The 20,065-nt window shown below is 46.8% G+C and carries 18 protein-coding genes; 13 read left to right on the top strand and 5 right to left on the bottom strand.

The genetic code is table 11. The features are described from left to right. The first annotated feature begins 182 nt into the window (after window positions 1–182). Window positions 183–1,061: a DMT family transporter gene (locus tag R8O11_RS07710; RefSeq protein WP_005375761.1), complete on the top strand. Its 879-nt coding sequence runs from the start codon at window positions 183–185 to the stop codon at window positions 1,059–1,061. 46 nt (window positions 1,062–1,107) lie between these two features. Here R8O11_RS07710 and R8O11_RS07705 read toward each other — a convergent pair whose 3' ends face one another. From R8O11_RS07705 to R8O11_RS07685, 5 genes are all read right to left on the bottom strand, one after another. Next, complete coding sequence (locus tag R8O11_RS07705; RefSeq protein ID WP_042521094.1) at window positions 1,108–2,016, bottom strand: hydroxymethylglutaryl-CoA lyase; 909 nt, start codon at window positions 2,014–2,016, stop codon at window positions 1,108–1,110. Beyond that, window positions 2,016–2,855: an enoyl-CoA hydratase-related protein gene (locus R8O11_RS07700; RefSeq protein ID WP_042521092.1), complete on the bottom strand. Its 840-nt coding sequence runs from the start codon at window positions 2,853–2,855 to the stop codon at window positions 2,016–2,018. The genes R8O11_RS07705 and R8O11_RS07700 overlap by 1 nt, the downstream gene beginning before the upstream one ends. A 29-nt stretch (window positions 2,856–2,884) precedes the next feature. Continuing rightward, window positions 2,885–4,489 (bottom strand): carboxyl transferase domain-containing protein, encoded by a 1,605-nt coding sequence (locus R8O11_RS07695; RefSeq protein ID WP_025767660.1) that lies wholly within the window; start codon window positions 4,487–4,489, stop codon window positions 2,885–2,887. A 25-nt stretch (window positions 4,490–4,514) separates the two neighbouring features. Further along, complete coding sequence (locus R8O11_RS07690; RefSeq protein ID WP_158159375.1) at window positions 4,515–5,684, bottom strand: isovaleryl-CoA dehydrogenase; 1,170 nt, start codon at window positions 5,682–5,684, stop codon at window positions 4,515–4,517. Window positions 5,685–5,750: 66 nt separating this feature from the next. Beyond that, the gene (locus R8O11_RS07685; protein WP_017821195.1) at window positions 5,751–6,125 is read right to left on the bottom strand and encodes a MerR family transcriptional regulator; all 375 of its coding nucleotides are present in this window, start codon (window positions 6,123–6,125) and stop codon (window positions 5,751–5,753) included. A gap of 275 nt (window positions 6,126–6,400) precedes the next feature. Between R8O11_RS07685 and R8O11_RS07680 the strand changes: the two genes are divergently transcribed. The 12 genes from R8O11_RS07680 (at window position 6,401) to cyoE (ending at window position 19,561) form a co-directional block, all read left to right on the top strand. After that, on the top strand, window positions 6,401–7,612 hold the full coding sequence (locus R8O11_RS07680; RefSeq protein WP_269333958.1) for a thiolase family protein: 1,212 nt from the start codon (window positions 6,401–6,403) through the stop codon (window positions 7,610–7,612). Window positions 7,613–7,635: 23 nt separating this feature from the next. Next, window positions 7,636–9,129, top strand: coding sequence for a CoA-acylating methylmalonate-semialdehyde dehydrogenase (locus R8O11_RS07675; RefSeq protein ID WP_191115844.1), 1,494 nt, complete (start codon window positions 7,636–7,638; stop codon window positions 9,127–9,129). A gap of 19 nt (window positions 9,130–9,148) precedes the next feature. Further along, window positions 9,149–10,303 carry an acyl-CoA dehydrogenase family protein gene (locus R8O11_RS07670; RefSeq protein ID WP_158155285.1) on the top strand — a complete coding sequence of 385 codons (1,155 nt, stop codon included), beginning with the start codon at window positions 9,149–9,151 and terminating at the stop codon, window positions 10,301–10,303. A gap of 38 nt (window positions 10,304–10,341) precedes the next feature. Beyond that, on the top strand, window positions 10,342–11,127 hold the full coding sequence (locus R8O11_RS07665) for an enoyl-CoA hydratase (RefSeq protein ID WP_191115842.1): 786 nt from the start codon (window positions 10,342–10,344) through the stop codon (window positions 11,125–11,127). Between the two features lie 8 nt (window positions 11,128–11,135). Beyond that, window positions 11,136–12,275, top strand: a complete 1,140-nt coding sequence (locus tag R8O11_RS07660; RefSeq protein ID WP_054574349.1) for an enoyl-CoA hydratase/isomerase family protein — start codon at window positions 11,136–11,138, stop codon at window positions 12,273–12,275. Window positions 12,276–12,286: 11 nt separating this feature from the next. After that, a complete protein-coding gene (mmsB, locus tag R8O11_RS07655; RefSeq protein WP_258658463.1) occupies window positions 12,287–13,192 on the top strand; it encodes a 3-hydroxyisobutyrate dehydrogenase in 906 nt (301 codons plus the stop codon). Window positions 13,193–13,302: 110 nt separating this feature from the next. Then, window positions 13,303–14,061 carry an SDR family oxidoreductase gene (locus R8O11_RS07650; protein WP_005375778.1) on the top strand — a complete coding sequence of 253 codons (759 nt, stop codon included), beginning with the start codon at window positions 13,303–13,305 and terminating at the stop codon, window positions 14,059–14,061. 798 nt (window positions 14,062–14,859) lie between these two features. Further along, a complete protein-coding gene (gene cyoA / locus R8O11_RS07645) occupies window positions 14,860–15,741 on the top strand; it encodes a ubiquinol oxidase subunit II (RefSeq protein ID WP_005388604.1) in 882 nt (293 codons plus the stop codon). A 5-nt stretch (window positions 15,742–15,746) separates the two neighbouring features. Continuing rightward, a complete protein-coding gene (gene cyoB / locus R8O11_RS07640; protein ID WP_005375781.1) occupies window positions 15,747–17,783 on the top strand; it encodes a cytochrome o ubiquinol oxidase subunit I in 2,037 nt (678 codons plus the stop codon). Then, window positions 17,773–18,375 carry a cytochrome o ubiquinol oxidase subunit III gene (cyoC, locus tag R8O11_RS07635; protein ID WP_005375782.1) on the top strand — a complete coding sequence of 201 codons (603 nt, stop codon included), beginning with the start codon at window positions 17,773–17,775 and terminating at the stop codon, window positions 18,373–18,375. The genes cyoB and cyoC overlap by 11 nt, the downstream gene beginning before the upstream one ends. Next, complete coding sequence (gene cyoD / locus R8O11_RS07630) at window positions 18,375–18,686, top strand: cytochrome o ubiquinol oxidase subunit IV (RefSeq protein ID WP_012842490.1); 312 nt, start codon at window positions 18,375–18,377, stop codon at window positions 18,684–18,686. The genes cyoC and cyoD overlap by 1 nt, the downstream gene beginning before the upstream one ends. Further along, window positions 18,647–19,561, top strand: a complete 915-nt coding sequence (cyoE, locus tag R8O11_RS07625) for a heme o synthase (RefSeq protein ID WP_033906955.1) — start codon at window positions 18,647–18,649, stop codon at window positions 19,559–19,561. The genes cyoD and cyoE overlap by 40 nt, the downstream gene beginning before the upstream one ends. Window positions 19,562–20,065: the final 504 nt, after the last annotated feature.

Raw genomic sequence — 20,065 nt, 5'->3', positions numbered from 1 at the left:
GCCTTAAGACTTTGCCTGCATTTAATGTATCTAGCAGCAGAACTTCAATCTGCGTGACAACAATACAGGAGAGGATCGGGCTTTCACTTTTTCGCTCGACACAAACCCCTTTCAAATTTACACAATAGCGCAGTAAAACTCTCTTGCTGCGCTATTGTGTGTTCCATATTTTGTGAGTACTTATGTTTAACTCAGAACGCAAAGCGACGGTTATTCTGGTTGCGACGACGATGATCGCTGCACTTGGCTGGATATTCTCTAAGGAAACAATACAGGGTTTACCACCTTTTGGCTTTATTGGGGCGCGATTTACTATCGCTTCGCTCTGCTTACTGCCTCTATGTTACCGACCTTTGCTGAAAGCAAACTTAAAAGATGTGCTTTCTGCTGGTGGTGTCGGGCTCCTGTTAGGCAGTGCCGTTATGACATGGATTTACGCTATTTCTATCAGTGATACTCTTGGGGAAGGCGCATTTATCATGAGCCTTTCCATGCTGTTTGTGCCGATTGTTGCATGGGTTATGTTTCGTCAACGACCACAACGAATTTTCTGGCTTTCTTTGCCTATCGCTGTATTAGGTCTTGCTTGTCTTTCTTTAGTTGGTGGCTGGAAACAATCGGCCAGTCAATTGTGGTTTCTTGGTGCAGCACTGGTTTTGGCGCTTCATTTTAATGTGAACAGCAAATACTCTCAAAAACTACCTGTGCTGCTGCTTACTTGCGTGCAACTTTTTTCAGCAGGTTGCTTAGGTTTGTTGGTTTCATTTTTTATGGAATCTTTCCCGGCTGAGGTGGACTCCTCTATTTGGTGGTGGTTTGCGTTGAGTACCTTATTAGCGACGAGCTTGCGTTACGTAATGCAAACCATGGGGCAAAAATTTGTTCAGGCAGGTAACGCTGCTCTAATTATGATATTAGAACCAGTTTGGACGGTTATTCTGAGCGTGCTGTGGTATGGCGAAGTGCTAACGGCAAATAAACTAGTAGGTTGTGTGCTTATCTTATTTTCTCTAATTATTTATCGTACTGGCGGGCGGTTTCGCTTCCCTACTCGAAAGTAGAGCAAATTAACTTGGGTTGGGAGAATTTGAGGTGCCGGATGGCCTTCTACGAAAGTGATAATACGCGGTTACGCAATGCTAATGACACTTTTGATGTAGGCTGCCGACCCAGCTCTTCGCTGATCATCCAGCCAGCTTTAGCCAGTAGCTCTAAGTCGATCCCCGTTTCTATTCCTAACCCTTGGCATAAATACAGTACATCCTCCGTTGCGACATTTCCTGATGCGCCATGAGCGTATGGGCATCCACCCAGCCCAGCTACACTACTGTCGATGGTATTGATGCCCATACTCAATGCCTGATAAATGTTGGTGAGAGCTTGTCCCCATGTGTCGTGGAAATGGACAGCAAGCTGGGGAAGAGGTGCAACCAACATGACGGCTTCCAGCATAGCAGCGATACGGTTTGGCGTGCCTGTACCGATTGTGTCGCCTAGAGACACCTCATAACACCCTAAATCGATGAGTGATTTGACCACGCTCGCCACTTGTTTAGGGGCTGTCGGGCCATCGTAAGGGCAGTCGGCAACGCAGGATAGATAGCCACGAACAGGGATGCCGTGTTTGGTGGCTAATCGCATTACAGGTTCGAAGCGAGTTAGGCTTTCTGCAATCGAGCAATTGATATTGTGTTGGCAGAATCCTTCTGATGATGAAGTGAAAATCGCGACCTGATTGGCACCAGCCTCCAAGGCTTGTTCGAAGCCTTTTAGGTTTGGTGTCAGGGCAGAATAAGTAACATGATTTCGCCTTGTTATTGCTTTCATGACCTCTGTTGAGTCCGCCATTTGTGGCACCCATTTGGGCGAAACAAAAGAGCCCGCCTCAATATGCGTTAACCCAGTATCAGAGAGTAAGTTGATCAGCCGGATTTTAGTCTGGGTCGCAACAGGAGGTTCATTTTGCAACCCATCTCTAGGACCTACTTCGACAATCTTTACTTTGGAAGGTAGCATTACTTGTCCTGTGACTTGGTGACCCAACTTGGGCTACGTTTTTCAAGAAACGCTTGCAGCCCATCTTGACCTTGGGGTGATACTCTAATGTCCGCAATGAGCTTGCTAGTATAGTGAATCAGTTGTTGATCGATGGGGTTTTGATGACATTGATGGCAGAGCGTTTTCGCTTTACGCATCGCATCTGGGCTATTCAGTAGCAACGTCTTGATTACGCTATCGACCGCATTTTCAAGCTGTTTGGCTTCTTTCACTTCGTGCACAATACCAAACCGTTCGGCATCTTCGGCTGAAATGACTTCACCACTTAAGATATAGCGTCTAGCTTGTCTATTCCCCATCGCGCGCATGACGTAAGGCGCAATGGTCGCTGGAACTAAACCAAGCTTAACTTCACTTAAGCAAAAGTTGGCACTTTGGCTTGCGATGGCGATATCACTACAACAAATCAACCCTAAAGCACCACCATAAGCGGAACCTTGAACAACTGCGATGGTGGGTTGAGGGAACGAATCTAATGTTTCCATGAGTCTTGCCAAGTTTTGGGCATCAACGAAGTTATCTTGCCTCGTGCTGTCGGCCATCGACTGCATCCAATTCAAATCGGCCCCGGATGAAAAGTGCTTGCCGTTACTTCTTAATACCAAGCACCGCACATCCGTTCGTAAAGCGAGATAATCTAGGCGGTGGATCAGCAAGTCGATCGTACAAGCGTCAAAAGCATTGTGTTTAGCTGTTCTGTTTAGGGTAATGGTCGCTACGCCATTATCATCGACATGCCAAAGAACATCATCTTGCCTTTGGGCGTTGGGAATAATGCTTGGTTGCATTTCCTGCATACTAACTTCCTTAATTCATCTTTGGATGTTTACATTCTGAAGACGCCAAACTCGCTATCAGGAATGGGGGCATTTAATGCTGCCATTAACGCTTGACTCAACACCTGACGCGTTTTTTTAGGGTCAATAATTCCGTCATCCCATAGCCGAGCACTCGCAAAATAGGGATGTCCTTGTGTTTCATACAAGCCTATGATCGATTCTCTAAAAATGTGCTCTTCTTGCTCTGACCACTCTTCCCCCTGACGTTCCTTCGCGTCTTTTCGAACTTGTGTTAAAACGCCTGCTGCTTGTTCTCCGCCCATAACAGAAATACGCGCGTTCGGCCACATCCACATCATGGTTGGATCATACGCTCGGCCGCACATGCCGTAATTACCAGCGCCGTACGATCCACCGATGATCACGGTAAACTTCGGCACGTCAGCACAAGCGACGGCCATCACTAGCTTGGCGCCATGTTTTGCGATGCCTTCTTCTTCAACCTTTTTTCCGACCATAAAGCCGGTAATGTTTTGGAGAAAGAGAAGCGGTGTTTTCCGTTTGGCGCACAGCTCAATAAAGTGCGCGCCTTTTTGTGCCGATTCAGAAAACAAGATACCGTTGTTTGCCACAATACCAATCAAGTGTCCTTGAATACGAGCGAAGCCACACACTAGCGTTCTGCCGTACAAGGCTTTGAATTCGTCGAAATCAGAATCATCGACGATGCGGGCAATAATTTCTCGAACGTCGAATGACAGTCGTAAGTTGGCATTCACAATTCCGTAGATTTCTTCTGCGTCGTAGCGGGGAGGAAGCACGGTGTTTTCTGGCTTAACAGGTCTTGTTCTATTGGCATTGGCAATGGCTTCTCTCGCAAGCATTAGGGCATGTTCATCATTTTCAGCGTAATAATCTGCGACACCAGATTTTCGACAATGCACGTCTGCACCGCCGAGCTCTTCACCCGTCACGACTTCGCCAGTGGCCGCTTTCACCAAAGGTGGCCCCGCCAAAAAAATGGTGCCTTGCTCTTTAACCATAATGGACACATCCGCCATGGCAGGAACGTACGCGCCCCCAGCAGTGCAAAGCCCCATCACAACAGCAACTTGGGGGATGCCTTTCGCCGACATTCTCGCTTGGTTAAAGAAAATGCGACCAAAGTGTTCTTTGTCGGGGAAGACGTCGGACTGATGAGGGAGATTTGCGCCACCGGAGTCCACCAAGTACACGCAGGGGAGTTGGCAACGTTGGGCAATCTCTTGCGCTCTAAGGTGTTTTTTTACCGTGAGTGGGTAGTAGGTTCCGCCTTTTACCGAAGCATCGTTGGCGATGACCATGCATTGAATCCCCTCTATGATACCAATGCCGGCGATAACGCCAGCGCAGGGGATCGCTTCGTCATACACTTGCCAGGCGGCAAACTGGCTGATTTCAAGAAAGTCAGTGTTGTCATCAAGCAAGCGCGCGATGCGTTCTCGTGCGGGGAGTTTTCCTTTTTGCCTCTGGTGCTGAATGGCTTTTTCACCGCCGCCCTGTTTGATGGTCTCGATGTGTTGATTAAGTTGAGTGACCAACGTTTCCATCGCAGCTTTATTGGAAAGAAATAACTCGTCAGTTGGCTTAGTTTTACTTTTGATAATGGCCATAATGACTTCCTTGTCGTATGTTCCGTTAGCGAGATTCTTCGAACAACTCTCGGCCTATTAACATGCGGCGAATCTCTGAGGTACCCGCGCCGATTTCATAAAGCTTTGCATCACGTAGCAAACGACCAGCAGGGTATTCATTGATGTAGCCATTCCCACCGAGCAGTTGTATTGCATCGAGTGCCATTTGTGTGGCGAGCTCTGCACTGTACAAAATCGCTCCTGCCGCATCTTTGCGTGTTGCGTTACCTCGATCACAAGCCGCTGCGACGGTATATACATACGCTTTTGCTGCACTCATTCGAGAGTACATATCGGCGATCTTGCCCTGAACTAACTGAAACTCGCCAATGGATTTTCCAAACTGCTCTCGTTCATGTACGTACGGGACCACAATGTCCATGCAAGCTTGCATTATCCCGAGTGGTCCGGCAGCGAGGACGACGCGCTCGTAATCCAGCCCACTCATTAACACCTCGACGCCTTTATTCAACTCGCCAAGAATATTCTCTTTTGGCACTACGCAATGGTTAAATACAAGTTCGCAAGTATTCGAGCCTCTCATGCCTAGCTTGTCCAGCTTTTGAGCATGAGTGAAACCTGCGAAGTTACGTTCAATAATGAATGCGGTAATGCCACGTGAACCTGCGCTGACATCCGTTTTAGCGTAAAGCACCACTACGTCAGCATCGGGCCCGTTTGTTATCCACATTTTGTTGCCATTCAGTACAAAATGGTCGCCCTTGTTCTCCGCTTTCAGTTGCATGCTTATCACGTCTGAACCGGCATTGGGCTCACTCATCGCTAGGGCGCCAACGTGCGTACCATCAATGAGTTTTGGAAGGTATTTTTCGCGTTGAGAAGGCGTGCCGTTACGAAAGATTTGGTTGACGCACAGGTTAGAATGAGCGCCGTAGCTTAAAGCGACAGACGCAGAGGCACGGCTGATTTCTTCCATGGCAACAACATGAGCGAGGTATCCCATGCCTGCACCACCAAGCTCTTCATCGACGGTCACACCAAGCAACCCCATTTCTCCCAACAAAGGCCATAAATGATTCGGGAACTGGTTATCGCGGTCTATCTCAGCGGCGATGGGCGCAATATGTTCCGTAGCAAAGGCATTAACGTGTTCTCGGAGCATATCGATGGTATCACCAAGTCCGAAATTGAGTGGGGTATAGGTGCTTTTCATAACGTCTCCCGGTATCAGAGGTAAGGTGGAAAAGCCGGTAGCGGTGTTGCTAATTGAGTATAGCGTTTATGTCTGCTTGCTTTTGAGTGTTTGAATACAACGCTCCTTAGCGGCATTCAACTCAGCCATAACGACGCTGATGTCGTTGAGTTGTTGTTGTAGGACGGCTTGTTTCTCTTCAATGATATTGAGCATTTTCAATAACTGTCCTTCGGTTTGTTGCATGTCGTAGAGCTCGAAAAGTTCACGAATTTCTGCCAACGAAAAACCGAGTCGTTTCCCTCTTAAAATCAGTTTGAGGCGAATTCTATCCCTGCGTTGATAAACGCGCATATTGCCTTTTCGCTCTGGTTCAATCAGACCCACGTCTTCATAAAACCGGATACTGCGAGTAGTAATATCAAACTCCTTGGCGAGGTCACTGATCTTGTATTTTTCCATAACATACTTACCTCGAATAAAAATCCAGTTTCTGGAAATCGAACCTTAAATGGGAAGGCCGAACATCAACTTTGAAATATAAACGTCTGCTTGGTGTGTTTTTTCATCTCATTGTAAAGGCTAGTGCTATGCTTACGTAAACGTCAAGAAATCGCGGAATGAAAGTTTGTTAGTGAAAAAGGCGATAAAGGCTGGTGTGGCGCTTGGTGAGTAATTCTATGTAGGGTGTCATCATTCTGCCAAGTGTTCACATATACCTTAAGGGAATGCGAATCATGGGAAAAGACATCTGGATTGTCAGCGCGAAAAGAACGCCAATTGGGCGCTTTCAAGGCAAGTTGCAAACTTACTCTGCTCCTCAATTAGGCGCACTGGCGATCAAGGCGGCAATGCACGAAGTGAATGTGACTTCGGTGGATGAAGTGTTCATGGGATGTGTGCTTCCAGCAGGGTGTGGACAAGCTCCTGCGAGGCAAGCATCTATGGGGGCAGATCTTCCTTTGGGTGTAGGGTGCACCACCATTAACAAAGTGTGTGGCTCTGGCATGAAGAGCGTCATGTTAGCGCACGATCTCATTAAAGCTGGAACGATTCGCTCTGCCATTGCTGGTGGTATGGAAAGTATGACCAATGCGCCGTATTTGCTGAGGGAGGCGAGAAAGGGAATGCGCATGGGGCACCAGTCTACGTATGACCACATGTTTCTCGATGGGCTACAAGATGCTTACGAAGGGCACTTAATGGGTGTTTATGCTCAGCAAGTCGCTGACAGGCTTAAGTTCACCAGAGAGCAAATGGATGAATGGGCCGTGATGTCGGCAAAACGTGCGTTGGAAGCTCAAGAGCGAGGCTTGTTTGCCGATGAACTTTCGCCGGTTTCACTCAATACCAAGTCAGAACAAGCGGTGCTGGATTACGATGAGCACCCACGCTCGATTGACTTTGGTAAAATTCCTCAACTCAAACCTGCATTCGATGAAAAAGGTACGGTGACCGCTGCTAATTCGAGTGCCATTTCAGATGGCGCGGCGGCTCTGGTGCTTATGGATGAAGACACTGCGCGTCATCAGGGGCTTAAACCACTTGCGATCATCAAGGCGCACTCTACACATGCCAGAAAACCTGCAGAATTTACTTTGGCACCCGTCTACGCAATTGAGCAACTGCTGTTCCAGCTAGATTGGTCAATTTATGAAGTGGACCTGTGGGAAATCAATGAAGCCTTTGCCGTTGTGACACAAATAGCGGTGGCGGAACTTGGGCTTGATACGAGCAAAGTAAATATTAAAGGTGGAGCCTGTGCACTTGGGCATCCGATAGGGGCTAGTGGCGCACGAATTCTGGTGACATTGATTCACAGTTTGCGTCAGCTACAAGCGCTAGGCACCAATGGTGATCTCGAAGCCAAAAAAGTGATGCGGGGTGTTGCGTCACTTTGTATCGGTGGTGGAGAAGCCACGGCGATAGGCATTGAAATACCGCTTTAATTGAAATCAGAAAGGAGTAAATGATGACTCGTTTGGTTCCCTTGTTTATTGGTGGCGAGTTTCGTGAATCTCAAACATCGGATTGGGTTGAGGTAACCAATCCCGCCACTAATGATGTCATTGCGTACGTTCCATGTTCCACAGAGCACGAGATGGAAGCCGCCATTGATAATGCGAAAGAGACATTCCAATCTTGGAAAGAAGTGGCGATACCCGAGCGTGCCCGAGTTATGCTGCGTTATCAGCACTTGCTCAAAGACCATCATGATGAGCTTGCCACACTGCTTTCTCATGAGACGGGTAAGATTTTAGCGGATGCCAAAGGCGATGTGTGGCGTGGTATCGAGGTGGTTGAGCAGGCGGCAAACATTGCTAGCAACATGATGGGAGAAACCGTCGAAAACGTTGCTACGGATATTGATAGTTACTCAATGATTCAGCCCTTAGGTGTGTGTTGTGGTATCACGCCGTTTAACTTTCCAGCCATGATTCCGTTGTGGATGTTCCCAATCGCTATCGCTGCGGGCAATACGTTTGTGCTCAAACCATCTGAACAAGTGCCGTTGACCTCTATTCGTTTAGCCGAACTATTTGAGCAAGCTGGCGCGCCTAAAGGGGTGTTGCAGATTGTTCATGGCCGCAAAGAGCAAGTCGACTTTCTTCTGGCTCATCCTGATATTCGAGCGGTGTCATTTGTTGGCTCGGTTCCCGTTGCCCGTTATATCTACACCACAGGGACTAAACATTTTAAACGGGTTCAAGCTTTTGCTGGTGCAAAGAATCACATGGTGATCATGCCTGATGCAAACAAAGATCAAGTGGTGAATAACCTAATCGGAGCCTCCGTAGGGGCTGCGGGGCAGCGTTGTATGGCAATTTCTGTTGCGGTATTTGTCGGCGATTCAAAACAATGGATTACAGACCTCAAACAGGCAATGGCGAAAGTACACCCAGGGCCTTGGGACGATGAGCAAGCTGCTTATGGCCCACTGATCAGTGAGCAAGCTAAACAACGCGTATTGGACCTAATTGAAGATGGCAAACAACAAGGCGCAGTGTGTGAACTCGATGGCAGTCAGTGTGAAGTGGAAGGCTTTCCCGATGGAAACTGGATTGGCCCAACCTTGTTTAGCGGTGTAACAGCGAACATGTCGATTTACACGCAAGAGATATTTGGCCCTGTCTTAGTTTGTATGGAAGTCGAAACGTTGCAAGAAGCTATTGAGTTAGTGAATCGCAACCCTTACGGCAACGGAACTTCTATATTTACCGCTAATGGCGCTGCTGCGAGAAAATATCAGCATGACATTCAAGTCGGTCAGGTTGGGATCAATGTGCCTATTCCAGTCCCTTTACCATTTTTCTCCTTTACTGGTTGGAGAGGCAGTTTCTATGGTGATTTACATGCGTATGGTAAACAAGCAGTGCGTTTTTATACCGAGACCAAAACGGTGACGGCGCGTTGGTTTGATGACGATATTCCAACGGGGCCAAATCTGACCATCCAACTGCGCTGAGTGAATAAAAGGAGCTTTTATGGACTTTGAACTTAATGAAGATCAACGTGCATTTGCCGATACCGCTCAACAATTTGCCGATGAGCGTTTAGCACCGATGGCGGCGGAGTGGGATGAAAAGCAGATTTTCCCCAAAGACGTATTGAGAGAGGCGGGGGAACTAGGGTTTCTCAGTCTCTACACTCCAGAAGCGCAAGGTGGCCTAGGGCTGAGTCGCTTGGATGCTTCAATTATCTTTGAACAACTGGCCATGGGATGTACGTCCACTACGGCGTTTATGACGATTCACAACATGGTCAGTTGGATGATAGCCAGTTTTGCTACCGATGAAGCCAAAACGCAGTTCTGTCCGAAATTAGTTACGGGGGAGTGGTTAGGCTCCTATTGCTTAACTGAGCCTAACGCAGGATCAGACGCCGCTGCACTGACCACTTCCGCTACAAAAAAGGGAGATAAGTATGTCATCAACGGCGGCAAAACCTTTATCTCTGGCGCAGGAGAGACAGATGTTTTGGTCGTGATGGCGCGAACCGGAGAAGCGGGTGCCAAAGGCGTGTCTGCATTTGTTGTTCCTGCTCACGCAGATGGTATCAGCTATGGGCGCAAAGAACCCAAAATGGGTTGGAACAGCCAACCAACACGAGCGGTTACTTTTGAAAATGTCGTTATTCCAGCTAGCCATTTACTGGGCGAAGAAGGGCAAGGTTTTGTCTTTGCGATGAAAGGGCTTGATGGAGGGCGTATAAATATTGCGACCTGTTCCGTCGGTACGGCTCAACAGGCCCTTGAACAGGCGACACAATACATTCAGGAGCGTAAGCAGTTCGGCAAGTCGCTTGCGCAGTTTCAAGCCTTACAATTCAAATTAGCAGACATGGCGACAGAGCTAGTGGCTGCTCGGCAGTTAGTGCGCTATGCCGCCAGCAAGCTCGACCGAAATGACCCAGATGCCACGGCTTATTGCGCGATGGCAAAACGGTTCGCAACCGATGTGGGCTTTCAGGTTTGCGACCAAGCGCTGCAGCTTTATGGCGGCTATGGTTACATCAAAGAGTATCCAATGGAGCGTCATTTCAGAGATGTGCGTGTGCATCAAATTCTGGAGGGAACGAACGAAATCATGCGCTTGATCATCGCGCGCCGTTTGCTCTCTGAGGAGTCGGCCTTGCTGTAGCGAAGTATTGGATTTGCTCATTGAGAAAGGATTCAGATATGCCATTAACCCAAGAAGCCATTCAACATACGATCACTAATCACGTTGCGGTGGTGACGATGAACAACCCGCCGGCCAATACGTGGACAGCAGAGAGCCTCAAGGTACTGAAGTCGCTGATACTCACACTTAACAATGATAAGCAGGTCTACGCACTGGTTTTAACCGGCAGTGGAGAAAAGTTTTTCTCTGCTGGTGCAGATCTCAAGCTATTTTCTGACGGTGACAAAGCGGTTGCGTTAGACATGGCGCGATGCTTTGGTGAAGCGTTTGAAACGCTCTCGGAATTCCGTGGTGTTTCCATTGCCGCTATTAATGGTTACGCCATGGGTGGAGGTTTAGAAGTGGCATTAGCTTGTGATATTCGAGTCGTTGAAGAGCAAGCGGTACTTGCTTTACCTGAAGCCAAAGTCGGACTTTTGCCCTGCGCTGGCGGTACCCAAAACCTCACAGCGTTAGTAGGGGAAGGCTGGGCAAAGCGTATCATTTTATGTGGAGAGCAAGTCAGCGCTGACAAAGCAAAAGAACTAGGCTTGGCTGAGGAGTTGGTCTCCAAAGGCGAAGCTTTAAGTAAAGCGCTGGAGCTTGCTGACTCTGTTGCGAACCAGTCGCCATCTTCTGTCGCCGCATGTAAGGCGCTCATTCAAAATATGCGCTCTGCGCCACTTAAGCACGGCTTAATGAAAGAGCGAGAGTTGTTTCTGACTCTTTTTGATACGGAAGATCAAGTTGAGGGTGTTCGCGCCTTTTTAGAAAAACGCCCACCGCAATGGAAAAACCGATAGGAGGCCACATGGCAGGGATGGTAGCCATTAGTGAAATAGAGTGCTTCGATGGCGTGCACCGCATTGGTATCGCAACGTTAGACAACACCGCTTCATTGAATGCATTGACGTATGACATGTTAGTCCAACTTAACGATCAGCTTATCAAGTGGCAAGACGATCCGCATGTGACTTGTGTGGTACTCACTGGCGCTGGAGAAAAAGCATTCTGTGCTGGTGGCGATGTTCGAGCTATGTATCACGTCATGCATAACGAGAGTAAAGAAAAAATCGTAGAGTTCTGTACGGACTATTTCTCGTTGGAGTATGAGTGTGACTATCTCATTCACACTTACAACAAGCCTATTATCGGTTGGGGAGAAGGTATTGTAATGGGTGGTGGGATGGGGCTTTTTATGGGAACCAGCCATAAAGTTGTGACAACAACATCACGCCTTGCTATGCCAGAAATCAATATTGGACTGTATCCTGATGTGGGAGGTACGTGGTTTTTAAGCCAGATAGATCCGCAGGTGGGTTTATTCCTCGGATTGACAGGTTCCATGGTGAACTCAAGTGACGCTGTCACTATTGGTTTGGCCGATTGGTTACTGTTGGAAGAGCAGTATCCCACCTTACTGGATGAGCTAAAGCGGCTCCAGTGGGGCAAAGAAGACGCGAAAGAGTTGGTAACTGCACTACTACAGTTAATGGAAGAACAAGTTATTGATAGCAAACCAACCACGCAAATTTGTCCATACTTAGATCAGATAGAGGAAGCGTGCAAAGGCTTTGATCTTAATGCGATAGCACAGCGAATCATGACTATCGAAGGGAATAGCCAGTGGATAGAAAACGCGAAACAAACGTTCGCATCGGGCAGTCCGATCACCGCGCATATTTGCTTTAGACAAGTGAAAGAGTACCACAGCTTACCGCTTGCAGATTGCTTCCGTTTAGAGTTGAGTTTGTCGGTTCGCAGTGCCTTATTAGGTGAATTTAAAGAGGGCGTCCGTTCTCGGCTCATTGACCGGGATGGCGAGCCGAGCTGGATATTTAACAGTGTCAGTGAAGTCGATGAAGATGTTATCGATACTTTGTTTACCTCGCTTTGGTCGGATAATGAGCATCCGCTTGCTAATTTGGGTGAACAAACACTAGGTCAATAAGGAGAATGATCATGAGTACCATCGCATTTATCGGTTTAGGAAGAATGGGGCATCCTATGGCGCAAAACTTACTCGCGTCTGGATTTAACGTGCAAGTATTCGATGTCGATAGCGAAGCCGCAAAGCAACTAGTACCTTTTGGTGCGGTGGTGGCGAGCTCTATCGAAGAGGTAGTAGATGGTGCTAGCACAGTCATCACGATGCTACCAGCAGGGTCTCACGTTCGTTCCGTGTATCTTGGTGACTTACACGGTGGCGTAGGTGTCCTCAATCTTGTCTCGCCAAGTACCTTGATGATTGATTGTTCAACCATTGATCCGGACTCTGCGCGATTAGTCGCCAATGAAGCGGCAAATAAACGCGTGTTGTTTGTCGACGCGCCCGTTTCGGGGGGCGTTGCTGGCGCTAAAGCGGCGACATTAACCTTTATTGTTGGTGGTTCGGATCAAGCGTTTTCTAAAGCCAATGCGATTTTGCAGTATATAGGAAAAAATGTTTTCCATGCTGGCAAAGCAGGCGATGGTCAAATGGCAAAAATCTGTAACAACCTTATGCTCGGCATTTTAATGTCTGGTACGTGCGAGGCATTAAACCTAGGTATCGATCATGGACTCGATCCAAAAGTGCTATCAAACATCATGCTGCAAAGCTCTGGCCGAAATTGGGCATTGGAGCTTTACAATCCTTGCCCAGGCGTGATGGACAGTGCGCCAGCCAGTCACGATTACCAACCGGGCTTTATGAGCAAACTCATGCTAAAAGATCTCGGCTTGGGGTTAGATGCGGCGTTACAAACACATTCTTCGGTTCCGATGGGGTCGTTAGCGCGCAACTTATATTCTTTCCACAACGCGAGCGGCCACGGCGAGCTCGATTTCTCAAGCTTATTTGAGTTATACAAGAGTAAGAAAGGCTAGACCGAGTTTTGTGACAAACCAGCCCGAGATGGTGACGTAAAATGCGCATCATTTCGGCCAACTTAGACTGGTTGAGGTATAGAACATTACGAGCTATGGAGTGCACCAATATGGACATAAAAAGTAGTGTTATTGCCATTACAGGAGCAGGGCAGGGGCTTGGGCAAATGATGGCCATTACCCTTGCTCAAGCTGGCGCTGATTTAGCGTTGTTGGATGTAAACGCCAGTGGCTTAATGGAAACACAAGAGCAGTGTCGAATGCTGAGTGCGAAAGCGTTGACATATCAAGTGGATGTCACCAACGAAATCGATGTTGAAACCACGTTTGAAGCGATTATCCAAGATTTTGGTCAACTCAATGGGTTAGTCAATAACGCTGGCGTGTTAAGAGATGGGTTACTTGTAAAAGCAAAAGATGGCGTGATCAGTAAGATGTCTTTGGATCAATTCAACTTGGTCATGAACGTTAACGTGACAGGAACGTTTTTGTGTGGGCGTGAAGCTGCCGTCAAGATGATTGAGAGTGGCTCCCAAGGCGTTATCATCAATATTTCTAGTGTTGCGAGAGCTGGGAATATCGGACAAACCAATTATTCTGCGTCAAAAGCGGCGGTCGCGACCATGGCGACAACATGGGCTCGTGAGCTCGCAAGATACGGTATTCGCGCGGCGGCGGTTGCACCAGGTGTAGTTCATACCGCGATGGCAGAGCAAATGAAACCCGAAGCCATAGAGCGATTAGAAAAGATGATCCCAGTTGGCAGGATGGGCGAAACAAGCGAAATCGCGCATGCAGTAAAATACATTATTGAGAGTGATTACTTTACTGGCAGGGTTTTAGAAGTGGATGGCGGCATTCGTATGTAAGTGATCACTGAAATAAGGCTCTGATAGACCTGAATAATAAGTCTCTTTCCATTTCAACATTTTCTATGTTGTGGAGTGCTAATTCTGCGCAACCCAAATGTATTTACAACTTATGTTTGGATTTACCTTGAGAATGATTTCTCACAATCCAATAAAGAGATGTAAATACCACTCAAATATTAAGTGAAATCATTAATTTGATGCTGATCACACTTTTGGTTTTTTAGTTTCCGCTTCTCATTAAGGCTATCTGCGTAAATGAAGTTGATAGTCAGTCTCATCAATTTTAAGTTTCAACTATTTGTTTTTAAATAATTAATTGTTGAAGCACGAGAAATTCGTGTTGAGGTTAATATTCTATTTAAAGTGTGTAACTTCCATTAATGGAAGGTTAGTTTCCAGTTGTGGCTAATGAGCTTTAACTTTTTACTCCTCATAATGCGCCAAATGTAACATAGTGTTTCAAAGTGTAACAATAAACTCACACTAAGAGTGTGGTTTTGATCTCCACTCAATTCCGTTTTGTTTCGCTCTGAGCCCGACGTTACTCATGCTCAACACATAAACATTCTAATGACTATAACAACTGGTTCTTGGCTTGATACCAATCGTATCGTAGCAAATAACGGTTCATTCTAGCTGGTTAAATGCTTGATGGCGAAGTTGAAAAATTGTAAGTAGAATAACTACTTATCGAAGTTTCTTCTTGTTCTCATACATTACCTCTGCGCTATTTGTGAGCTCTTATTTACTTTGATTGGCATCTGCTTTGAAACCAGACAACCATCGAGAAAGTTAATGGAAGCCTCAAGATATAAACGCATCTTGTCGAGGGGAAGTTTGGCGTCCGTCATACTTATGCTCTCAGGATGTAATTCAGCTTTACTTGACCCCAAAGGTGCCATTGGTGTGCAAGAAAAAGAGTTAATTATTACTGCTCTTTTGCTGATGTTGATCGTTGTAATCCCTGTGATTTTAATGACGATTTACTTCGCTTACCGATACCGCGCCTCTAACACTGAAGAAGAGTACGCACCCGAGTGGTCACACTCGACCAAAATCGAAGTGGTGGTATGGACAATTCCAATCATCATCATTGCGATTCTTGCGACGATCACATGGCGTTCGACTCATGAACTAGAGCCCTCCAAACCATTGGAAAGTGATGTTAAACCAATGACCATCGAAGTGGTGTCACTCGATTGGAAATGGTTGTTCATCTATCCAGAAGAAAACATTGCGACGGTAAACTATGTGGCGTTCCCGAAAGACGTGCCAGTGCAGTTCAAACTGACTTCGGACAACATCATGAACGCGTTTTTCATCCCTCGCTTAGGTACACAGATCTACGCGATGCCAGGAATGGTAACCAAGCTCAACCTGATAGCGAACCACGAAGGTGACTACAAGGGTTTTGCATCGAACTACAGCGGCGAAGGCTTTTCGCAAATGAAGTTCACAGCTTCAGCAATGTCTGATCGTGCTGCGTTCCTAAATTGGGTGCAGAAAGTGAAGGCGAGCCCTGATCGTATTGAAGATTGGGAGCAATACAGCTCACTGGCAGCGCCAAGTATCGCAGAGCCAGTCACTTTGTTCTCTAGCGTTCCTCCGTTCTTGTTCACCGACGTTGTGACTCAGCATCCTGGTTCAATGAACTGTTTGCCTGAAAACCAAGGATAATCGTAATGTTTGGAAGATTAACTCTTGATTCAGTTCCATTCCACGAACCTATTATTGTCATCACCCTAGCGGTTGTGGCGCTGGTTGGTTTAGCCGTAGTTTACGCGGTGACCAAAGCCGGAAAGTGGCAATATTTGTGGAATGAATGGTTTACTTCAGTAGACCATAAAAAACTTGGCTTCATGTACATCGCAGTAGCGATGGTGATGCTTGTTCGTGGTTTTGCTGACGCAGTCATGATGCGTAGTCAGCAACTCCTTTCTTCTGCGGGTGAAGCAGGTTACTTACCACCGCATCACTACGATCAAATTTTTACTGCCCATGGCGTGATCATGATCTTCTTCGTAGCGATGCCATTGGTCATTGGTCTGATGAACATCATCGTGCCATTGCAGATTGGTGCGCGTGACGTAGCTTTCCCGTATCTGAATAACTTGAGCTTCTGGCTGTTTGTTGTAGGTGTCATCCTAACAAACATGTCTCTCGGCTTAGGTGAATTTGGTCGTACCGGCTGGTTGGCGTATCCGCCGCTTTCAGGTATCGAGGCTAGCCCAGGAGTCGGGGTCGACTATTGGATTTGGGCGCTGCAGATATCAGGTGTTGGTACGACGTTAACAGGCGTGAACTTCTTCGCGACCATTTTGCGTATGCGTACACCGTCTATGCCAATGATGAAGATGCCAGTTTTCACTTGGGCGTCTCTGTGTGCAAACATTTTGATCATCATTTCATTCCCAATCCTAACGGTGACTATCGCTCTGCTTACGCTGGATAGATACCTAGGCATGCACTTCTTTACCAATGATCTTGGCGGCAACGTAATGATGTACGTCAACCTGATTTGGGCTTGGGGTCACCCAGAAGTGTACATCTTGATCTTGCCAATTTTTGGTGTGTTCTCAGAAGTCACCGCAACCTTCTCACGTAAAAAGTTGTTCGGTTACACATCGCTAGTTTGGGCTACCGTAGTTATCACGATTCTTGCCTTTGTCGTTTGGCTACACCACTTCTTTACGATGGGGTCTGGCGCGAACGTAAATGCCTTCTTCGGTATTGCCACGATGATCATTTCTATCCCAACAGGGGTGAAGATCTTCAACTGGCTATTCACGATGTACAAAGGCCGCATCCGCTTTACGACGCCAATGATGTGGACGGTGGGTTTCCTGATCACCTTTACTGTTGGTGGTATGACGGGCGTACTAATGGCTGTTCCGGGCGCAGATTTCGTTCTGCATAACTCAGTATTCCTTATCGCTCACTTCCACAACGTTATCATCGGTGGTGTGGTGTTTGGATGTTTCGCTGCGATCACTTACTGGTTCCCGAAAGCGACCGGTTTCACCATGAATGAAACTTGGGGCAAACGCGCGTTCTATCTTTGGATTATTGGTTTCTTAATGGCGTTCTTACCGCTTTACGCGCTGGGCTTCATGGGGATGACTCGTCGTTTAAGCCAAGACATCAACCCAGAATACTTCCCACTGTTGTCGATTGCCGCAGCAGGTACGGTTGTGATTGCGCTGGGCGTATTGTCTCAGTTCATCCAAATTTACGTGAGTATCCGTGACCGCGAGCAAAACCGTGATCTAACTGGTGACCCGTGGGGTGGTCGTACTCTTGAGTGGGCAACATCGTCTCCACCGCCGTTCTACAACTTTGCGCACCTACCAAAAGGTGATGTGCTGGATGCCTTCTGGTACCAGAAACAAAGTGGCGAGTTCGATCCAACTAAAGAAGTGGAATACGAACGTATTCATATGCCAAAAAACACGGCAACAGGCATCTACGTGTCGGCTTGGTCGCTCCTATTTGGCTTCGGAATGATTTGGTACATCTGGTGGCTAGCGGCGGCAAGTTTGGTCGGTATTATCGTGACGTGTATTCAGCATAGCTATAACGATGATGTGGATTACTACGTGGAAGTTGAAGAGATCAAAGCAATTGAGGCCGAACGTCGAGCTCAGCTTGAAGAAGCGAAGAAAAACTCAGTGAAAGACAGCGAAAGTAAAGATGATCTGGAGGTGACGTATGCAAACTAATATCGCAGCACATCACGACCATGATCACCACCATGACACGAATGGCAACAAGCTATTTGGCTTCTGGGTTTACCTGATGAGTGACTGTGTATTGTTTGCGACCTTGTTCGCGACTTACGCTGTGCTGTCGAGCAATTCAATTGCGGGCCCTACAGGTAAAGACATTTTCGAACTCCCATTCGTGTTTGTCGAAACCATGCTGCTGCTGTTTAGCAGTATCACATTTGGTTTTGGCATTATCGCGATGAAGCGCAACAACGTTGCTGGTCTCAAACGTTGGATGTTAGTCACGTTCGCGCTTGGTCTTGGCTTTATCTGTATGGAGGTCTATGAGTTCCATCACCTGATTGAAGAAGGCTATGGGCCCCAAACAAGTGCATTCCTGTCGGCATTCTTTACGTTGGTTGGTACGCACGGCCTGCACGTAACCTTTGGTTTGATTTGGTTAGCGGTAGCGTATCATCAACTGTCGACGAAAGGTCTGAACGACAATATGGCAATGCGCTTTAACTGCTTAAGCCTATTCTGGCACTTTCTAGATATCGTTTGGATTTGTGTCTTTACCATCGTTTACTTACTGGGGGTAATGTAATGGATCAACATGTAGAAACCAGTGCGTCAGATTACGTGAAAGGCTTTATTGCCTCACTGATTCTGACGGTAATTCCGTTCTACTTTGTTTGGACGAAATCATTACCAGATACAACGACCTATGCGATTCTATTTGGATGTGCATTAGTGCAGATATTTGTTCACTTTAAATACTTCTTGCACATGGAAACAAAAACATCCGACGGACGTTGGAACCTTGTATCACTGATGTTTACCGCCATTGTTGTACTTATCCTTATCGCTGGCTCGGTATGGATCATCTACAACATGAACGTCAACATGAAGTTGTAGGTCAAGGTATGCTGAAAAGTTATTTGTCTATCACTAAACCGGGCATTATTTTCGGCAACCTGATTTCTGTTGCGGCGGGGTTCTTCCTCGCCGCAAAAACAGAACCAGCCAGTCTAATGTTGTTCGTTACGACGTTAGTTGGTGTTGGGTTAGTCATCGCTTCAGGTTGTGTGGTGAATAATATTTTCGATCGTGATATCGACCAAAAGATGGCACGTACACGAAATCGTGAAACAGTGAAAGGCAACATCAATATCGATATTGCGTTTGTTTATGCACTTGCTTTATTGCTGGTAGGAACCGCACTGTTATTTATCCGAGTGAACCCACTATCCGCTGTCGTCGTGTTGCTTGGCTACGTGTATTACGTGTTCTTTTACACGATGTGGTACAAACGTAACTCGGTGTATGGGACCTTAGTGGGAAGTATCTCAGGCGCAGTTCCGCCATTGGTGGGTTACTTAGCGGTAACAAACTTCATTAGCTTGGAAGCGATTTTACTCTTTACCATGTTCTGTCTCTGGCAAATGCCGCACTCGTATGCCATTGCCATGTTCCGCATGCAAGACTACCGAGAAGCCGGGATTCCCGTATTGCCAGTTAAAGAAGGCATTCATAAAGCGCATCGACACATGAAAGCGTATGTTGTGGCGTTTGGAGCAGCATCATTGGGGTTATTTTTACTAGGTGAAGCCGGGTATGAATACTTAGCGGTTGCAGCGGTTGTTTGCTTTATGTGGACGAAAGTGACCTTTCGCAGCATTGATGACAACAACTACATCGCTTGGTCAAAGTCGGTGTTTAAAGTCTCACTGCTAGTGGTGATGGGGATTAGTGGTGTGCTTGGTGTCGAGTTGATTCCTCTAGCTCTGTAACAACCAAACCTAAGCGTTTGCTAAGCGCCAATATCTTTTGCTGCTGAATGCATGAATGACCTTACCTAGAAGTAAGGTCATTTAACTTTCTATTGTCCTTTGTTTTCCCTGTTTTTCCTGTTCCTCCTCTAGCTTCACTATCACGTATTCATATCTAAAAGCAAAAACAACCAGTGTGTAAAACATAGTGGGTCGCGTGTTTCCGCTGACGCGTAATAATGCCAAGAGATAGCGACGATTAAGCCAAAAAGTATAAACAGCGCAATAACTCTATTTGCCATATGAGAATTCAATATCGATAGTTTGTAATGTAAACACTTGGGGTAGTGCTAGTTCCGATAGCAGCATACAAACTAACAATGTGAATGTTTGAGTTGAATCACCAGCTAGCGAAATACAAAAGCTTTACGACTGAAAGTGGGTGACGAAGCATCTTAACTCCAGTGAAATGAACACGATTAAGAATCATCCATTTACATAATCTAAAAACTCACTAAACCTTAA

The organism is Vibrio sp. 1288, assembly GCF_033344475.1.
This window is presented reverse-complemented; position numbering and strand designations above follow the sequence as displayed.